At 72.4% G+C, this 17,652-nt stretch carries 13 protein-coding genes and 1 pseudogene; 3 read left to right on the top strand and 11 right to left on the bottom strand.

Annotated elements, in window-relative coordinates:
• Window positions 1-448: 448 nt before the first annotated feature.
• Entirely contained in the window at window positions 449-1,456 is a 1,008-nt protein-coding gene (locus tag ACFV9D_RS07545; protein WP_385142365.1) for a stage II sporulation protein M, read from the bottom strand.
• A gap of 119 nt (window positions 1,457-1,575) precedes the next feature.
• Here ACFV9D_RS07545 and ACFV9D_RS07540 point away from each other — a divergent pair, with 119 nt between their 5' ends.
• Window positions 1,576-2,502 (top strand): RDD family protein, encoded by a 927-nt coding sequence (locus tag ACFV9D_RS07540; protein WP_385142363.1) that lies wholly within the window; start codon window positions 1,576-1,578, stop codon window positions 2,500-2,502.
• Here the strand turns inward: ACFV9D_RS07540 and ACFV9D_RS07535 are convergent.
• Together ACFV9D_RS07535 and ahcY are read right to left on the bottom strand one after the other, a co-directional pair.
• Entirely contained in the window at window positions 2,499-3,113 is a 615-nt protein-coding gene (locus ACFV9D_RS07535) for a hypothetical protein (RefSeq protein ID WP_385142361.1), read from the bottom strand. The genes ACFV9D_RS07540 and ACFV9D_RS07535 overlap by 4 nt on opposite strands.
• A 132-nt stretch (window positions 3,114-3,245) precedes the next feature.
• On the bottom strand, window positions 3,246-4,703 hold the full coding sequence (gene ahcY, locus ACFV9D_RS07530) for an adenosylhomocysteinase (protein ID WP_385142359.1): 1,458 nt from the start codon (window positions 4,701-4,703) through the stop codon (window positions 3,246-3,248).
• Between the two features lie 249 nt (window positions 4,704-4,952).
• Between ahcY and ACFV9D_RS07525 the strand changes: the two are divergent.
• A pseudogene (locus ACFV9D_RS07525) lies at window positions 4,953-5,269 on the top strand (PTS fructose transporter subunit IIC); the annotation flags it as partial.
• 290 nt (window positions 5,270-5,559) lie between these two features.
• Here ACFV9D_RS07525 and ACFV9D_RS07520 read toward each other — a convergent pair.
• The 6 genes from ACFV9D_RS07520 to ACFV9D_RS07495 all read right to left on the bottom strand — a co-directional run bounded on the left by ACFV9D_RS07520 (window position 5,560) and on the right by ACFV9D_RS07495 (window position 11,486).
• Entirely contained in the window at window positions 5,560-6,528 is a 969-nt protein-coding gene (locus ACFV9D_RS07520) for a cation diffusion facilitator family transporter (protein WP_385142357.1), read from the bottom strand.
• Between the two features lie 66 nt (window positions 6,529-6,594).
• Complete coding sequence (manA, locus tag ACFV9D_RS07515) at window positions 6,595-7,746, bottom strand: mannose-6-phosphate isomerase, class I (RefSeq protein ID WP_385142355.1); 1,152 nt, start codon at window positions 7,744-7,746, stop codon at window positions 6,595-6,597.
• Window positions 7,747-7,951: 205 nt separating this feature from the next.
• The gene (locus tag ACFV9D_RS07510; protein WP_385142352.1) at window positions 7,952-9,106 is read right to left on the bottom strand and encodes an SIS domain-containing protein; all 1,155 of its coding nucleotides are present in this window, start codon (window positions 9,104-9,106) and stop codon (window positions 7,952-7,954) included.
• A gap of 149 nt (window positions 9,107-9,255) precedes the next feature.
• A complete protein-coding gene (locus ACFV9D_RS07505; protein WP_385142349.1) occupies window positions 9,256-9,438 on the bottom strand; it encodes a Trm112 family protein in 183 nt (60 codons plus the stop codon).
• A gap of 118 nt (window positions 9,439-9,556) precedes the next feature.
• Window positions 9,557-10,924 carry a phosphomannomutase/phosphoglucomutase gene (locus ACFV9D_RS07500; RefSeq protein WP_385142346.1) on the bottom strand — a complete coding sequence of 456 codons (1,368 nt, stop codon included), beginning with the start codon at window positions 10,922-10,924 and terminating at the stop codon, window positions 9,557-9,559.
• Between the two features lie 130 nt (window positions 10,925-11,054).
• Window positions 11,055-11,486: a DUF3499 domain-containing protein gene (locus ACFV9D_RS07495; RefSeq protein WP_361681608.1), complete on the bottom strand. Its 432-nt coding sequence runs from the start codon at window positions 11,484-11,486 to the stop codon at window positions 11,055-11,057.
• Window positions 11,487-11,776: 290 nt separating this feature from the next.
• Between ACFV9D_RS07495 and ACFV9D_RS07490 the strand changes: the two genes are divergently transcribed.
• A complete protein-coding gene (locus ACFV9D_RS07490) occupies window positions 11,777-12,256 on the top strand; it encodes a metallopeptidase family protein (RefSeq protein WP_385142343.1) in 480 nt (159 codons plus the stop codon).
• Window positions 12,257-12,388: 132 nt separating this feature from the next.
• On the opposite strand, the gene ACFV9D_RS07485 is transcribed toward ACFV9D_RS07490, so the two are convergent.
• Together ACFV9D_RS07485 and ACFV9D_RS07480 are read right to left on the bottom strand one after the other, a co-directional pair.
• The gene (locus ACFV9D_RS07485) at window positions 12,389-13,921 is read right to left on the bottom strand and encodes a DUF5719 family protein (protein WP_385142341.1); all 1,533 of its coding nucleotides are present in this window, start codon (window positions 13,919-13,921) and stop codon (window positions 12,389-12,391) included.
• Complete coding sequence (locus ACFV9D_RS07480; RefSeq protein WP_385142338.1) at window positions 13,918-17,607, bottom strand: glycosyltransferase family 2 protein; 3,690 nt, start codon at window positions 17,605-17,607, stop codon at window positions 13,918-13,920. Before ACFV9D_RS07480 ends, ACFV9D_RS07485 begins: the two co-directional genes overlap by 4 nt.
• Window positions 17,608-17,652: the final 45 nt, after the last annotated feature.

Below are 17,652 nucleotides of genomic sequence, written 5' to 3'. Positions count from 1 at the left end.
GGTATCAACTAATCTGGCGTTGATTTTTGGCACGCTGTTGAGTTCTCAAGGAACGGACGCTTCCTTTGTACTCACCCTCTCGGGCTTTCCTCCGGGCTTTTCCCTTCGGTCTTTCGTGTTTCCAGCTTAGCAGATCCGATTTCCGTTTCCGCCACCCGCTGGAGCGGGCTGCCGGTCTGTTCTTCGCTTTCGCGTTTCCCTTTCCGGCGATTCCGACTTTATCAGATTCATTTCGGCCGACCTAATCGGTGGCTTCGTGATTCGAATAAGGAATCGGGGTGGCTCCGTGGAAATCAACTTTCCGACCGGAGCGAGAGAGAGTCTAGCTGCTGGCCTTCGAACTTGTCCAGTCCGAGGCAACCGTTTGAATCTACCTCCCCACGCCGACCGTGTCAACGGTTTTTGTGGGCGAAGAGGAGACTAGCAGGTCAGCGGGGTCGTCCGCACATCAGGCGGCGGTCGGCAGGGCGGCGCTGCGGTCGGCCTCCTCGACGTCGCCCGTGTCGCCGGCTCGGGCCGCGCGGCCGCCCAGGATGTAGACGTAGGCGAGAAATGCCAGTTCAGCAGCGACGCCGATGGCGATGCGCGCCCAGGTCGGGAGGCCCGACGGGGTGACGAAGCCTTCGATGAGGCCCGAAAGGAACAGGACCAAGGCAAGGCCGATCGCCATTCCCACGGCCGCGCGACCCTGCTGGGCGAGGGCGGACCGGCGGGTCATGGGGCCGGGGTCGATGAGGGTCCAGCCGAGGCGCAGGCCGGTGCCGGCGGCCACGAAGACCGCGGTCAGTTCGAGGAGGCCGTGCGGGATGAGCAGGCCCAGCATGATGTCGAGGCGGCCCGCGGAGGACATCAGACCGATGGCCACGCCGAGGTTCAGCATGTTGAGGAAGAGGATCCAGAGCACGGGGAAACAGAGGAACGCGCCGAGGACCAGGCACATGGCGGCGGCCTGGGCATTGTTCGTCCAGACCTGGGCGGCGAACGAGGCCGCCGGGTGGCTCGAGTAGTAGGTCTCGTACTGGCCGCCCGGGCGGGTCATCTCACGCAGTTCGGCCGGAGCGCCGATGGCGGACTGAACTTCGGGGTGCGTGCCGATCCACCAGCCGATGATCGCCGCGAGGAGCGTCGAGAGGACGGCCGTCGGCACCCACCAGTGGCGCGAGCGGTAGACGGCCGCCGGGAAGCCCGCCGTGAGGAAGTCGGCCACGTCGCGCCAGGAGGAGCGGCGGGTGCCGGTGACTGCGGCGCGGGCGCGCGCGACGAGCTGGGTGAGTCGGGCCGTGAGCATGGGGTCCGGCGCGCTGGACTGGATCAGCGAGAGATGGGTGGCCGTCCGCTGATAGAGGGAGACGAGTTCGTCGGCCTCGGCACCGCTGAGCTTCCCGCCTCGGCGCAGGAGGTGGTCGAGGCGGTCCCACTCGGCTCGGTGGGCGGTGACGTAGACGTCGAGGTCCATGATCGGCTGCTGCTCCAGGCACTGGGTGCGGACGGGTCCGTACTACTGCGGCGCACTGCGGGTCAGCTTGGCAGACTGTCGTACCGAGGGGTCGCGAAGGTCGGAGAAGGGTGGGCGCCGTGAGCGGGGTTGTGACGGGGGACGCCGTCGTACTGGGGTTGCAACCGGCGCGGCTGCCGAGCCGGGCGCTTGCGCTGTTCCTCGATCTTCTGGCGGTGTGGGCGGTCTACCTGCTGATCACGGTCGGGCTCGCGATGGCCACGGCCTCGCTGGACGAGGCCGCGCAGACGGCGATATCCATCGCGTCGTTCCTGCTGGTGCTCGTCGGTGCGCCGATCGCTGTCGAGACGCTGTCGCACGGGCGGTCGCTGGGGAAGCTGGCGTGCGGGCTCCGGGTCGTGCGGGACGACGGGGGGCCGATCCGGTTCCGGCACGCGCTGGTGCGTGGGGCGATGGGGGTCGTGGAGATCCTGATGACGTTCGGGGTCGTCGCCTGTATCGCTTCGCTGGTGTCGGAGCGCGGGCGGCGGATCGGGGACGTCTTCGCGGGGACGCTGGTCGTACGGGAGCGGGTGCCGTCGGTCGGCGTCGCCGCCGTGCCCCCTCCCCCGCCGTGGCTCGTGGGACGGTTCGCCGAGCTGGATCTGTCGGCTGTGCCGGACGCCCTGTGGCTGGAGATACGGCAGTACCTGACGCGGATGCGGCAGCTGGACCCGGCCGTGGGGAGGCGGCTCGCGGAGCGGCTGGCCGATGAGCTGGTCGCGCGGACCGGGACGCCTCCGCCGCCGGGTGTGCCCGCGGCGGCGTATCTGGCCGGGGTCGTCGGCGAGCGGCAGGCGCGCGAGGCAAGGCGGGCGTTCGCCTCGGCGGGGCAGGGCGTGGGCGAGCAGGTTCCCGGGTTCGTGGTTGCCGTCGCGCGGCCGGTGGGGCCGGCTCCGGTGGCCGGTGCGGACACCGTTGCTCCCGCCCGGCCCGTGGCGCCGCCTGTCGCGGCGTCCGACGAGCGTGGTTCCGGTCCGGCGACCGGGTTCGCACCGCCCGCTTAGGGCCAGACCGACGGCGGGGTCTCGAGGGCCTCGAGTTCGATGCCGGGGGCGGAGAGGACCACGTCGCCGGCGATGTGGAGCGTGTGCTGCTCCCCCGTGTCCAGGGCGTTGACCCGGTACTCGTCCACGATCAGACGGCCGTTGTCAGTGGCGTGCGTTTCACTGTTCACCAGGGCCCAGGACTGGTCGATCGTGAGGGGGGCGAGCACCGGATCCGTGAAGGCGAGGAGCCGGATGCGGGTCGCGGGGGATGCGGGGGTGAGACGCAGGAGTCGCGTGATCGCGACGAGGAACGCCGGTGAGGTGCCGGTGAAGGCATGGGCGCGCACGTTGCCTTCCGTGGCATGGGTGCCGGTGGGGTCGGTACGGACCCAGGTGACGCCGTCGAGGGCGGCGCCGCGGACCTGCCAGCTCGCGGCGTGGAGTTCGAGGCGGATGGGGCGGCCGAGTTCGTCGATGGCCAGGTCGACGGAGCCGGCGTGGTCGCCGGAGGGGGTGGTGGTCTGTGAGACGTAGCGCCAGCCGGACGGGCCGGGCGCGCAGTTGAAGTGCTCTTCACCGAGGGGGGTGTGATCGTGCGGATCATGGAGCGAATAGCGGCCGCGGGGCATGGGTCCTCGGGGTGCTTGCTGGGGCGATAGACGAGGCAGGCCCCCGGCACGGGGGTGCGGGGGCCTGCCTGTTTCCTCTACGGGTGCGTGGGACGGGTGTGCGTCAGTGCACGGGCGCCGTCGGTTCCGGCATCAGTAGCGGTAGTGGTCCGGCTTGAAGGGGCCTTCGACCTGGACGCCGATGTAGGCGGCCTGCTCGGGGCGCAGGGTCGTGAGCTTCACGCCCAGCGCGTCGAGGTGGAGGCGGGCGACCTTCTCGTCCAGGTGCTTGGGCAGCACGTAGACCTCCGTCGGGTACTCCTCCGGCTTGGTGAAGAGCTCGATCTGGGCCAGGGTCTGGTCCGCGAACGAGTTCGACATCACGAACGACGGGTGGCCCGTCGCGTTGCCCAGGTTCAACAGCCGGCCCTCCGACAGGACGATCAGGACCTTGCCGTCGGGGAACGTCCACGTGTGGACCTGCGGCTTCACCTCGTCCTTCACGATGCCGTCGATCTTGGCCAGGCCGGCCATGTCGATCTCGTTGTCGAAGTGACCGATGTTCCCCACGATGGCCTGGTGCTTCATCCTGGCCATGTCCGAGGCCATGATGATGTCCTTGTTGCCCGTGGTCGTGATGAAGATGTCCGCCGTCTCCACCACATCGTCCAGGGTCGCCACCTGATAGCCGTCCATCGCCGCCTGCAGCGCGCAGATCGGGTCGATCTCGGTGACGATGACGCGCGCACCCTGGCCGCGCAGCGACTCCGCGCAGCCCTTGCCCACATCGCCGTAGCCGAAGACCACCGCCGTCTTACCGCCGATGAGAACGTCGGTGGCGCGGTTGATGCCGTCGATAAGGGAGTGGCGGCAGCCGTACTTGTTGTCGAACTTCGACTTGGTCACGGCGTCGTTGACGTTGATCGCCGGGAACAGCAGAGTGCCCTCGGACATCATCTCGTAGAGACGGTGGACACCGGTCGTGGTCTCCTCCGTCACGCCACGGATCTCGGACGCCAGCTGGGTCCACTTCTGGGGGGACTCGGCCAGCGTGCGGTTGAGCAGGGTGAGGATGTGGCCGTACTCCTCGGAGTCCGCCGTCGACGGGTCCGGGGCGGAGCCGGCCTTCTCGAACTCGACGCCCTTGTGGACGAGGAGGGTGGCGTCACCGCCGTCGTCCAGGATCATGTTCGGGCCGCCGGTGGGCGTGTTCGGCCAGGTCAGGGCCTGCTCCGTGCACCACCAGTACTCCTCCAGTGTCTCGCCCTTCCAGGCGAAGACCGGGACGCCGGCGGGGGCCTCGGGGGTGCCGTTCGGGCCGACGGCGATGGCCGCGGCGGCGTGGTCCTGGGTGGAGAAGATGTTGCAGGAGGCCCAGCGGACCTCGGCGCCGAGCGCGACGAGCGTCTCGATCAGAACGGCGGTCTGCACAGTCATGTGCAGGGAGCCGGTGATGCGGGCGCCGGCGAGCGGCTGCTGCTCGGCGTACTCGCGGCGGATCGACATCAGACCGGGCATCTCGTGCTCGGCCAGCGTGATCTCCTTGCGGCCGAAGGCGGCAAGGGAGAGGTCGGCGACCTTGAAGTCCTGCTGGGTGGCGGCAGTCGTCATGACTGGGCTGCTCCTCGTGTATCGGGTTCGAGGGTCGGTCGGGGCGCCTGACACCGCGATATGACGTAGCGCGGGCACACGAATGCCCGGGTACTCCCGCGGTGCAGTCGTCGGAGGCCCTCTCTCCCTCGGCCGGTCCGTGCGGACCGCCCGACCGCCATCAGCAGCGACGTCTGGCTGGTCACGAATCTACACCGATCAGTGCGGCGACCCACAGTCCGCCAGGTTCCGGGATGGGTCGGTTCCGGCCAGGTGCTGGCCGTCGGGGTGGCCGAGGGCATCCAAGACCCTGAGCGGCTGATCGAGCAGGTGCGGAGCGCGCCGGTGCAGCCGGCGGCCTTGGGGCGGCCGCCGAGTCGCCGAGCGGCGGCGGTGTCGGCGGAAAGGAGCGGAGCCTCGCGTACAAGGCGCTGATGAACGGCGTCTCGTACATGATTCCGTTCGTCGTGGTCGGCGGGCTGCTGATCGCGATCTCGCTCGCCATCGGCGGACACGCGACCCCCGACGCCCTGGTCATCCCGGAGGACTCCTTCTGGATGGCCGTCAACAACATTGGTGTCATCGGCTGCGCGGGCCGGTCGCGGGGGTTCCGGGAGCGGCTGCTGGAGGCGGCTGATGAGGACGAGGTGCCGCGGGTGCTGGGGGAGATCCGGTAGCCGAGCGACGATAAGGGGCCCGGGGTCGTGGTGACCCCGGGCCCCTTGGTGCCGGCTCTGGCCTCGGCGCCGCTCGTCGTGGCGTTGTGCCCACCCTCCCCCAGCCCAGCGGGGCGAATGCCCACAACCAGGCGACGCACGTCAGTGGCCCGGCCCGCCCGGGAAGCCCGTCAGCGGGCGCGCGCCGCGAGGGGGGCGGTTCAGTGGACCGCCGGGCCGCCCGGGGACTTGGCCGGGTTGGTGCCTGCTGCTGCGGCCGACTCGCTGTAGACGTCCGGCTCCAGGTAGATGACCCGGGCGATCGGGACGGCGGCGCGGATGCGCTCCTCGGCCGCGTTGATGGCGGACGCGACCTGGGTGGCCGTGTCGTCGTGCCGGACGGCGACCTTGGCGGCGACGAGGAGTTCCTCCGGGCCGAGGTGGAGCGTGCGCATGTGGATCAGGCGGGTGACCGTCTCGCCGTCGACGACCGCGTCCTCGATCTGCTTCACCTGGTCGGTGCCGGCGGCCTCGCCGAGCAGCAGCGACTTGGTCTCCGCGGCGAGCACGATCGCGATCGCGATGAGGAGGACACCGATGCAGACGGTGCCGATGCCGTCCCAGACGCCGTTGTCGGTGACGAGGGCGATGCTGACGCCGCCGAGGGCGAGGACCAGACCGACGAGCGCGCCGAGGTCCTCCAGGAGGACGACCGGGAGCTCGGGCGCCTTCGCGCGGCGGACGAACTCCTTCCAGGACAGGCCGCCGCGGATCGCGTTCGACTCCTTGATGGCCGTACGGAACGAGAACGACTCGGCGATGATCGCGAAGATCAGGACGCCGATCGGCCAGTACCAGTCCTCGATCGGGTGCGGGTGCTTGATCTTCTCGTAGCCCTCGTAGACGGCGAACATGCCACCGACCGAGAAGAGCACGATGGAGACGAGGAAGGCGTAGATGTACCGCTCGCGGCCGTAGCCGAAGGGGTGCTGCGGGGTCGCCTCGCGCTGCGCCTTCTTGCCGCCGAGGAGCAGGAGCCCCTGGTTGCCGGAGTCGGCGAGCGAGTGGACGCTCTCGGCCAGCATCGAGGACGAACCGCTGAAGAGGAACGCCACGAACTTGGCTACCGCGATCGCGAGATTCGCGGCGAGTGCCGCCACGATCGCCTTGGTTCCGCCTGACGCGCTCATGGGTGTACGTGTTCCCTTCGTCGATGCTCCGGCTCTGTCGCCGCCATACGGCCGGTCATTGTTGCATCAGGCCACGACCGTGGCGCGAAAGACCGATCCCGTACCGGACAGTTCGGTCGTTTCGCCTGCCGGGACGAAGACCGACTCGCCCGGGGCGAGCGTCACTTCGCCCACCTCGGGCCGGCCCGCGACGGCGAGCAGGATCTGCGGCGTGGGGGCGGTGACGTCGGTGGGCGCCGCGCCCTCCGCCCGTACGAAGCGGGAGAGGCGGAACTCGTCGATCGGGGTGTCATAGACCTCTTCGCCCGACGGGGAGGCCTCGGGGCGCAGGACGGCCGGCTCGGCCGGTTCGAAGCGGACGACCCGCAGCAGCTCCGGGACGTCGACGTGCTTGGGGGTCAGTCCGCAGCGCAGCACGTTGTCGGAGTTGGCCATGATCTCGACGCCGAGGCCGTCGAGATAGGCGTGCGGCACCCCGGCGCCGAGGAAGAGGGCTTCGCCGGGCTGGAGTTGGACGGGGTTGAGGAGCATGGCGGCGATGACGCCCGCGTCGCCCGGGAAGTGGTGGGCGAGGGTCGCGTACGGGGCGTGGGCACCGCCGAGGCGGGCGGCGGCGGCGGCGGCCTCGGTGACGGTGTGCGCCATCTCCTCGCGGTCGGCGGTGAGCAGGGCCGTCATGACCTCGCGCAGCGCGTCCTCTTCGGGGTGGGCGTGCAGCAGATCGACGTACGGCTTGAGGGAGTCGACGCCGAGCGCGGCGATGGTGTCGGCGGCCTCGATCGGGTCGCGGAAGCCGCACAGCCCGTTGAACGGCGTGAGGGCGCAGATCAGTTCGGGCTTGTGGTTGGCGTCCTTGTAGTTCCGGTGCGGCGCGTCGATCGGGACACCGGCCGCCTCCTCGGCGGCGAAACCGGCCTTCGCCTGCGCGAGGTCGGGGTGGACCTGGAGGGAGAGCGGGGCGCCGGCGGCGAGGATCTTGAAGAGGAAGGGCAGGTGCGGGCCGAACTTCCCGACGGCCGGGGCGCCGAGTTCGCGTACGGGATCGGCGTCGATGACCTCGTTGAGCGGTCCGCGCTCCGTGCGGGACGGAGCGCCGGGGTGGGCGCCCATCCACATCTCGGCCTGGGGCTCACCGGTGGGGGTGGTGCCGAGCAGTTCCGGGATGGCGGTCGTGGAGCCCCAGGCGTAGGGGCGGACGGTGTTGTCGAGGCGGTCCATCGAACGTTCCAGCTTTCCTCGGTGCGGGAGTGGGTCGGCGGAGTGTCTCAGCGGGCGGTGTCCGTGGGGTGTCTCAGCGAGGTCCGGTGGGGGACGGCGAGGTGGGTCGGTGAGGTGCGGTCCGGTGGTGCGGTCCGGTGGTGCGGTCCAGCGGTGTGGCGGGCTGTCGGTGTGGTGCGGTGTGGTCCAGTGGTGTGGCGGGCGGTCAGTGCGGTGCGATGCCGGCCGAGGCCAGGGAGAGGTAGACGGCGGCGAAGTCGGTGACGGCGAGCAGTTCGGCGAGGGTCTCCAGCTCTCCGCCCTCGTCCGGCTCCAGCTCGCTGATGGCCGTGCCGTGGCTGAGGGCCAGCTCCCGGGCGGCGGGGGCCGCGGTCAGGCCGCCGGCGTCGGTCGGGCGGTCACGCAGCAGCACGACCCGGGCGCGCAGGGCCTGCGCCTCCTCGACGCGGTCGCGGAAGAAGTCGTCGGGGTCGGCGCCGGCGGCGTAGTCACCGGCGAGCAGCACGCCGTGGGCGGGCAGCGCCTCGGGGAGTTCTGCGGCGAGCGCGGGCAGTCCGGCCAGTTCGGCCAGTACGGCGGCGAACCGGCGGCCGACGGGGCCCGCGGCGTCGCCCTCGGTCCAGATCAGCGGCAGCGAGTCGGCGAGTTCGGCGGCGAGCGTCTTGGCCGGGTTGCTGTGCGTGGCGATCGCCGGCCCGCAGCGCTCCGCCGTACGGTCCAGGCGGTCGGCGACCTTCTCCAGCATCTCGGACGGCGCCTCGACGAGGCCGAGCCGGTCGAGCAGCGCGAGGAGTGGGGTGAACAGGGCCCACAGGGAGCCGGGGCCGGCGGCGAGCTTCTCCTCGTACTCCTCGGCGCTCTCGTGCGGGGCCATCGCCATGGGCACGAGCAGTCCGCGGGGGCCGCTGACGGCTTCGGCGAGCGGGGAGCTCTTGGGGGCGACGGCGACGACGGAGATGCCGCGGCGGTACGCCTGCCCGGCGAGGAGGGCGAGTCCGGGTTCGGAGCCGTCGGTGGTCGGGATCAGCAGCAGGTCCACGGAGCCGGCCCAGCCGGGCAGGGCCCAGCGCAGGGCGCCGGCGGCGGGGGCGACGCCGGTGGGCTGGAGGCGGATGACGGGGGCGGCGGCGCCGGCGAGGGCGCCGACCAGGTCGGCGACGCCGGCGGCCGCGGTGCCGGGGCCCGCGACGAGGACGGTACGGGGCCGGCCCTCGGGGCTGAGTTCGGCGATGCCGGCCTCTGTGGCGTGGCGGGCGGCGGTCCGTACCCGTGCGCCGGCCTCGGCGGCGCCGCGGAGGAGGCCGCGGCGGTCGGCGAGGGCGAGGGCGTCCGGTGCGTCGAGGAGGGTCTCGTCCAGCATGGGGCCTCCGTGGCGGGGCGGGTTGCTGTTGTGGTGCGCCCGGCCCTCGGCCGGGCTTGTTCTTCCACCCGCACCACCCGTGCGGATGAGGACACAGAGGTGCGGGTCTTCCCGTGCGTGGTACCCGCCGTCGGCGGCTGCGGACCGTCCTACGCGGGGCGGCGGGCCTCGTCCACCAGGAGGACGGGGATGCCGTCGCGGACCGGGTAGGCCAGGCCGCAGTCGGTGCCCGTGCAGATCAGTTCGGGGGTCTCGGCCGCCGAGCGGTCGTTCAGCGGCGCGTGGCACGCCGGGCAGGCCAGGATCTCCAGGAGGCCGGCTTCGAGCGGCATGAGGTTTCCCCTTCGAACAAACGGTGGTGGTGCTGCCCTTTGGGCCAGGTCAGCCTACCGCCGGGGGACGGGGCGCGCGGCTCGGCCGCACGCGCCGTCCCCCGGCGGGGAGCGGGTTTCAGTCCGTCGCGCGGACCAGTGCGAGGACCTCGTCGCGGATCTTGGCCATGGTGGCCTCGTCGCGGGCCTCGACGTTCAGGCGGAGCAGCGGCTCCGTGTTGGACGGGCGCAGGTTGAACCACCAGTCGTCCGCCGACACGGTCAGCCCGTCCAGCTCGTCGAGGGTGACGCCGTCCTGGTCCGCGTACGTCGTCTTGACCGCCGCCGTACGGCCCGCCTGGTCGGCCACCGTGGAGTTGATCTCGCCCGAGCCCACGTAGCGGTCGTACGAGGAGACCAGCGCCGACAGCGTGCCCTCCTGGCCGCCGAGAGCGGCGAGGACGTGGAGCGCGGCGAGCATGCCCGTATCGGCGTTCCAGAAGTCCTTGAAGTAGTAGTGCGCGGAGTGCTCGCCGCCGAAGATCGCGCCCGTCTTCGCCATCTCCTCCTTGATGAAGGAGTGGCCGACGCGGGTGCGGACGGGCGTGCCGCCGTTCTCGCGCACGACCTCGGGGACGGACCAGGAGGTGATCAGGTTGTGGATGATCGTGCCGCCGGGGGTCTTGGCCAGCTCGCGCGCGGCGACCAGTGCCGTGATCGCGGACGGGGAGACCGCCTCGCCGCGCTCGTCGACGACGAAGCAGCGGTCGGCGTCGCCGTCGAAGGCGAGACCGAGGTCGGCGCCCTCGGACCGGACGCGCGCCTGGAGGTCGACGATGTTCGCCGGATCGAGGGGGTTGGCCTCGTGGTTCGGGAAGGTGCCGTCCAGCTCGAAGTACATCGGGACGACGTCCAGCGGGAGGCCCGCGAAGACGGTGGGGACGGTGTGGCCGCCCATGCCGTTGCCCGCGTCGACGACGACCTTCAGGGGGCGGATCGCGGTGAGGTCGACGAGCGCCTTCAGGTGGGCGGCGTAGTCGTCGAGCGTGTCCCGCTCGGTGATGGTGCCGGTGGTGGGGGCCGCCGCCGGGGCGCCCTCCTGCGACCACCGCTCCACCATGATGCGGATCTCGGACAGGCCGGTGTCCTGGCCGACGGGCGCGGCGCCGGCGCGGCACATCTTGATGCCGTTGTACTGGGCCGGGTTGTGCGAGGCCGTGAACATCGCGCCCGGCAGGTCGAGGCTGCCCGAGGCGAAGTACAGCTGGTCCGTGGAGCAGAGCCCGATCAGGGTGACATCGGCGCCGAGGCGGGCCGCGCCACGGGCGAAGGCGTCCGACAGGCCCGGCGACGAGGGCCGCATGTCGTGGCCGACGACGATCGCGTCCGCGCCCGTCACCCGGACGAACGCGGCGCCGAACAGCTCGGCGAGCGTCTCGTCCCACTGATCCGGCACCACCCCGCGGACGTCGTACGCCTTCACGATCTGCGACAGATCAGCAGCCACGGAACAACCCTCCTGAATCCTCAAGCCTCGGCACGCGTTGCGGCGCGTGTACGGCGCGTGTGCGAAGGCCCAACCTACCGGGGGTCGCCGAGGAGAGGGCAGAGCGCCTTGGCCCGTCAGGAGTGGCCCGTCAGGAGTCGGGGGAGCGAAGGACGCGCAGATGTCCGCGGCGTCCGACCTCCATCGGGTCGCCGCCTCGGCCGCCGCCGCCCTTGCCGCCGGCCTCGGCCGCGCGCTCCTGGGGGCGCGCCGCTTCCCGTACCGCGTTGGCGAGGGCTTCGAGGTCGTCGCCGCTGGGGCGGGCCGGGGCGGAGCCGTCGGAGAGCCGCACCACCTCCCAGCCGCGTGGGGCGGTGAGGCGCTCGCTGTGTTCGGCACACAGGTCGTAGCAGTGGGGCTCGGCGTAGGTGGCGAGCGGGCCGAGGACCGCAGTCGAGTCGGCATAGACGTACGTCAGTGTCGCGACGGCAGGGCGGCCGCACGCGGTGCGCGAACAGCGACGTACAGGGCTCACGACGTTGGACGGTACCGCACTCTTGAGCGGGCCGCGACGACTCTCCACCAGGTCACTCCACCGTGTCGCGGTGTGACGTCGGACACGGGACCGTTCCGGGCGCCCGTCCTGACCTGCGCGTAAGGAGGGGAACGGGGGTGGGGACGGGAGCCGATCCGGACAACGCTCGGCAGCATTCCGGTCAACCACGGCCAGATGGCCGATCGCGGGGGCCTACGGAAACGAGCCCGCGCTTGGCCGGAACGTTCAACTATCGACAGACCGGGTCCGGCCGGTATCGACGTGGCTCGTGTGCGCCACGGTCGGCGGGCACCGAGGAGAGTTACGCTGCGTCAGTGATGGACAGTCCTGTGCCGCCGAACCCCTCGTCCCGTCCGGCCGAGCCCCACGCGGCGGAGTCCGGTCCGGTTCCGGTGGAACCGCGGACGCGCCGCCGCGACCGCCACGGCCGCGGCATGCGCGGGCCGGTCGCCCCGCCGCAGGTGCCGTTGTCCGCGACCCGGGCGGACACGTTCCGCGATCTGGTCCTGGACTCGGTGGAACGCCTGGAACGGCGCTGGCCGCAGCTGGCGGACGTCGAGTTCATGATCCTCGACGTGCCGCCCTCGGTGCCGGGCGAGTCGGTGCCGTTGGGCGGGGCCGTGCCCGCGGAGAAGGGCGGGCCCGCCCGGATCGTCGTCTACCGGCGGCCGGTCGAGATCCGCTCGAAGAGCCGTGACGAACGGGCGCTGCTCGTCCACGAGGTCGTGGTGGAGCAGGTGGCCGAGCTCCTGGGCCTCTCCCCCGAGTCGGTCGATCCCCGGTACGGGCAGGACTGACCCTCTTTCGGGGGAACGACTTCGGGGGAACGACGGCCCTCGACGACGGCCCTTCCGGGATCGTCGTCGTCGTCGGCGCCCCCGCGTTCGGCCGTCGGCGCCCCCTGCGTTCAGCCCTCGGCGCCCTCCGCGTCAGTCGTCCAGGACCGAGAGGTCCTGCTCGGCGGTCGGGACCTGGACCGTGCCCCGGTCGTCCGTCAGCGTCTGCACCGTGAACATTTGGACGCCGTCCTGCGGGAGCGCGAGGGTGCGTCCGGCGTGGACGGGCCCGCCCGAGACCGGTTCGACCGTCAGGGCGTAGGAGCCCTTGAGGCCGGCCGGGACCAGGTCGGTCACCTTCGTCGTCGTCCCCGCCTTGACCGTGACGGTCTTGGAGACCGGCGTGCCGCCCTCCGTACCCGCCGAGGCGGAGACCTTGACCTGGGCCGTGGCGCCCGGGGCGGTGAGCGTCAGGATCGAGCCGGCCGAGCGGTTGTCGACGACGGTGGCGCGGGCGGTGATCGCCGCCGTCGCCGGGATGAAGGCGACCTCCTGCTTGTCGCCCTTGCCGCGCACGACGCGCAGGGCGGCCACGAACGGGGTGGCCTTCTTCGCGTTCGACGGGGTGAGCAGGAGGGCGCCCGCCTCGCCCCGGGTGAGGTCCGGCAGTTCGACGGACGCGGTCATGCCCGACTTCACGTGCAGGGACTGCGCGCTCGCCGGGACGATCGTGCCGGTCTCGCCGACGAGCTGGATCTTCAGCTCCGCGTCGTCCTCGCCGGGGGCGTACGCCACGAGGCGCACCGAGGTCGCGTCAGCCGGGATGCCGGGCAGGACGGCGGTGCCGGCGGGGTCGGCGGAGGCGGACAGCCAGTCGCTGCCGAGCTTCTCGTCGGCGGAGCCGATGACCGCGCCGACGCGCCCGCTGCGGGTCGTCACATGGACCGTCACATCGGCCGCGGGGGCCTCGCCGGTGAGCGTGGAGAGCAGGACGGGGACGCTGGAGTGGGCCGGGACGGGGATGCCCTCGGTCAGCTGCGACTTGAGCGCGCCCTCGGGGCCGTACAGCTCGATGTCGGCGACGGCGGCGGTGTCGTCGGGGTTGGTGAGGTGGACGTAGTCCTGGCGCTCCTTGGCCGTGGAGGCGGCCGGGAACCAGAAGTCCGTGTCGGGGGCGGAGCAGGTGACGCCGAGCAGTCCGCGCGCGCCGCCCGCCGGGACGACGGTGGTCTGCTGGACCGTCCAGCCGGGGGCGAGGGTGCCGGTCGCCGCGCCGGTCAGGGCGGGTGCGGCGCCGCCGTTCGCCTCGGCGGAGACGGGCTTGCCCGGCTCGGTGACGGTCGCCGGGGCCTTGGCGGCCGCGGGCTTCTTCGCCGCCGTGCCGCCGGGGGTGGCGGCGAGGGGGGCGGGCTTCAGCTCGGCCTTGGCGGCGGTGTCGGTCTTCGCGGCCGGGTCCGCCTTGGCGGCGGTGTTCTTTCCGGCCGGGGTGTAGGAGGTGTAGTCCGTCTCGGCCACCTCGGACGTGCTCGGCGCCGGGCACAGCAGGCTGGAGCGCTCGACCGGCATCGGCTCGGTGGCGATCGTCGCGACCGGGGTGGTGCCGTCGGGTGCGGTCAGGGCGGCGACGCCGGTGACGGCGGCGAGGGCGGTGGCGACCGCGATCAGGGAGAGGGTGGTGCGCTTCACTGGTTGCTGCTCCCGTCGGGACGCTGCTCGGTCTCGTAGCCGTAGGTGTACGGGTCGTACTGCTGCTGCTCCTCGTACGGCTGCTGCGGCTGCTGCTGTTCGTACCCCTGCTGTTGGTACGGGTCGTACTGCTGCTGCTCGTACTGCTGGTCGTACTGCTGCGGATACTGCTGCTGGTACGGGTCGGCCGCGTACTCCGGGTAGTAACCCTGCTGGGCGTACTGCTCCTGCTGTGCCTGTTGCTGTGCCTGCTGCTGCGCGTAGGCCGGGTCGTACTGGCCGTCCCAGTCCGCGGCGTACGTCTGCTCCTGGGGAACCGGTACGGGCTCCTGCTCGGGGGCGGACTCCTCGGCCGTGGCAGCGGCCCCCGCGGCGGCCTCCGCCGCTGCCTCCGCCTCCGCTGCGGCGCGCAGGCGGCGGGCCCGACGGCCGTCGCCCTCCATCGCCTGGGCGGGGATCGCGATCTCCTCCTCGGGCAGGTCGTCGTCGATCTCGCGGCGACGCCCCGGCAGGGCGAGGACGAGCAGGACGACGGCGAGGAAGACCTGGGTCCAGATCCACAGGGTGTGGGTGAGCGGCTTGTCGTACGTGAGGTCGAGGCGGCCGCCCTCGGCGGGCAGCTCGAAGCCCTGGGCCCAACCGTCGACGGTGGTCTTCTCCAGCTCCTTGCCGTCGAGGGTGGCGGTCCAGCCCTCGTCGGCGCGGTCGGCGATGCGCAGGACGCGGCCGGCGGGGCCCGAGGGGATCTCGGTGTGCGCCTCGACGGGTCCGGCGGCGACGGCGACGGGCTTGGCCGCCGTGTCGGCGGTGTCGGCCTGGCCCGCCTCGCCCGTCGCCCGGCCCGTCGTCGCGGTCTTCGCCGCGGGGACGATCGTCGCGCGGGCGATCTCGCGGTCGACGCGCCACAGCGCGCTGCCGTCGAGCTGGCTGAGCCGGCTCAGGCCGGGGGTCGCGTCGAGGACGCGGCTCATCTGGCGCGGCGCCCCGTCCCGTACGAGGACGTAGCGGATCGCGAACCCGCTGAGCTCTTCGGTCTGGTCGGCGCCGGAGCCCGCCACCAGGTGGGCCACGACCTTGTCCAGGCGCGCGTCGCCGCCGTCGGCTGCGGCCAGTTCGGCGTCGCCGAGGCGGGCGCCGGAGCCGCGGACCAGGGTGTACGCGACCTCGCCGGGCGAGGTGCCGCCGAGGACGAGGGTGCGGGGCTGGTCGCGGGTGTCGCTCTCCTCGGCGACGAACGCGGGGACCTGGACCGGGTCGCGCCGGGTCAGCGGGCCGTCGGCGCCGCCGATCATCCAGCCGCCGGCGGCCACGACCGGGCCGAGTGCGGCGGCGAAGGCGATGAGCGCGGCGACGGGCTGGCGCCAGCCGAAGCCGTGCGCGGCGACGCGGGTCCGTCCGCCCTCGGCTCCGATCATGCCGGCGACGAGCAGCGCGGCGCCGTAGACGAGGGTGGCGGGTCCGGCCCAGCCGGTGCCCCCGGCGCCGTTGGAGAACACGGCGAAGAGGAGTCCGGCGAGGGCGGCGGCCCAGGCGGCGCGGACGGCGAACTGGCGCTCCTCGCGCAGCAGCCCGGCCAGGGCGGCGAGCACGATGCCGATGAGGAGGAGCCCGCCGGTGGCGCCCGGTCCGCCGGGGCTGATCCCGAGCAGGTCGAGGGCGGAGGCCGTGCCCGTACGGATGTCGAGGCCGGCCTCGCGCAGGAAGGCGGAGGGGCTCGTCAGGAGGGAGAGCGACCAGGGGGCGAGGACGAGGATCGGGGTGCCGACGGCGGCGAGGAAGCGCAGTCCGTACGCCGTGATGTCGTCGCGGCGCAGGACGAGCACGGCGATGCCGAGGACGACGCCGAGCGGCCAGACGATCGGCGTGAACGCCATCGTGAAGGTCAGGAGGAAGGTGTACGCCCAGGTGGCGCGCCAGCTGCCGCGGCCGCTGCCTGTGCCGGTCAGTCCGTGGGCGGCGACGGCGGCGCGGGCGATGAGCGGGAGCACGATCGCGAGGACGGCGGTGCCGAGGCGGCCGGTGGCGAGCGCTCCGGTGGCGGCGGGCAGGAAGGCGTAGGCGATGGCGCCCCAGGCGCGCAGCAGCCGGGACTCGACGATCGGGCGCGCGGCGAAGTAGGCGGTGAAGCCGGCCAGCGGGACCGAGCAGACGAGCAGCACGGTGAGCGCGAAGGAGGTGGAGCCGAGGAAGAGCGCGGAGAGCCCGGCCAGGACGGCGAGGTAGGGAGGCGCGGTCTGGGTGCCGCCGGTGCCGAGGGCGTGCCAGCTGTCCGCGTACCGTCCCCACAGCTCGGACACGGAGTCGGGGGCGGGGAGCAGGGCGCCGCCGGCGAGCGAGCCGCCGCCGAACAGGCCGCGGCAGGCCACCACGGAGACGAGCAGGAGGAGCGCGAAGAGGACCGGTCCGGGCTTGCGGGCGATCTTCTTCAGCCGGGCGAACTGCTCGATCTCCAGGAAGTCGGCGTCGTCGCCGCCGGGTCCGGATTCGACGACGCCGTGGCGGGAGCCGCCGGAATCGGCGTCGGAGCCGCCGAAGTTGGCCACGACCTGTTCGGCGGTGGCGCGGACGGTGGCGCCGGGCGGCGGGAAGAGGGGGCGCAGTTCGCTCGCGGCGACCGCGGGGTTCTTGCGGCGTTTGCGGGCGGCGAGGATCTTCTCGGGGCGCAGCAGGGTGGCGAAGAGGCCCATGACCTCGTCGACGGCCTGGCCGGGGACCTTGCCGACGAGGTAGGCGAGGGTACGCAGCAGCGTGCCGAGGATCAGTCGGATCAGTACGTAGGGCAGGGCGGCGCCGCGGGCGTTGGCGAGCAGCGTGTAGACGGCGCCGGCCTTGTCGACGCGGTGCGGGCTGGCGACGGAGCGGCCGGCGCAGTCGACGGTGCGGCGTTCGCGGGCGGAGGCCTCGGCGTGGCGCAGGACGGCGTCGGGGGCGACGAGGACGCTGTGGCCCGCGGAGTGGGCGCGCCAGCACAGGTCGACGTCGTCGCGCATCAGGGGCAGGCGGCGGTCGAAGCCGCCGAGCTCCTCGAAGACGTCGCGGCGGATGAGCATGCCGGCGCTGGAGACGGAGAGGACGGAGCGGACCTGGTCGTGCTGGCCCTGGTCCTGTTCGCGGCGGTCGAGGCCGGTCCAGCGGCGGCCGCTGCGGGCGATGGAGACGCCGGCTTCGAGGAGCTGCTTGCGGTCGTACCAGCCGCGGAGCTTGGGTCCGACGATGGCGGCGTAGGCGTCCGCGTCGGCGACGCGCAGCAGTTCGGTGAGGGCGTCCGGCTCGGGTGCACAGTCGTCGTGGAGCAGCCAGAGCCACTGCACGGGCTCGCCGTGCGGCAGTTCGGGCAGGTCGTAGGCGTCGTCGCTCCAGGTCCTGCTGACCGGGTCCCAGCCGCTGGGGCGCTTCAGATAGGTGAGTTCCTCGGGTCCGAGCACGGGGGCGGTGCGGGCGGCCTCCTCGACGGCGGCACCGAATCCGGTGCGTCGGGCGAGGTGCAGGACCCGGTCGGCGCCGATCGCGTCGGTCAGCAGCTGTGCGGAGTCGTCGGCGCTGCCGGTGTCGGCGGCGACGACGTTCTGCACGGGGCGTTCCTGGGCGAGCAGCCCGGCGAGGGCGTCCGGCAGCCAGCGGGCGCCGTCGTGGGCGACGAGCACGGCGGTGACGACGTGTCGCGGGAACTCAGGAGTTGAGGACATCGAGGTACGGGCCCTCCGGCCGGGGGTCGCCCGCGGGGGGCGTGG

The organism is Streptomyces sp. NPDC059875 (assembly GCF_042731085.1).
In the GTDB taxonomy this organism is placed as follows: Bacteria; Actinomycetota; Actinomycetes; order Streptomycetales; family Streptomycetaceae; genus Streptomyces.
The sequence above is the reverse complement of the archived record's forward strand: the minus strand, read 5'-3'. Positions and strand labels throughout refer to the sequence as shown.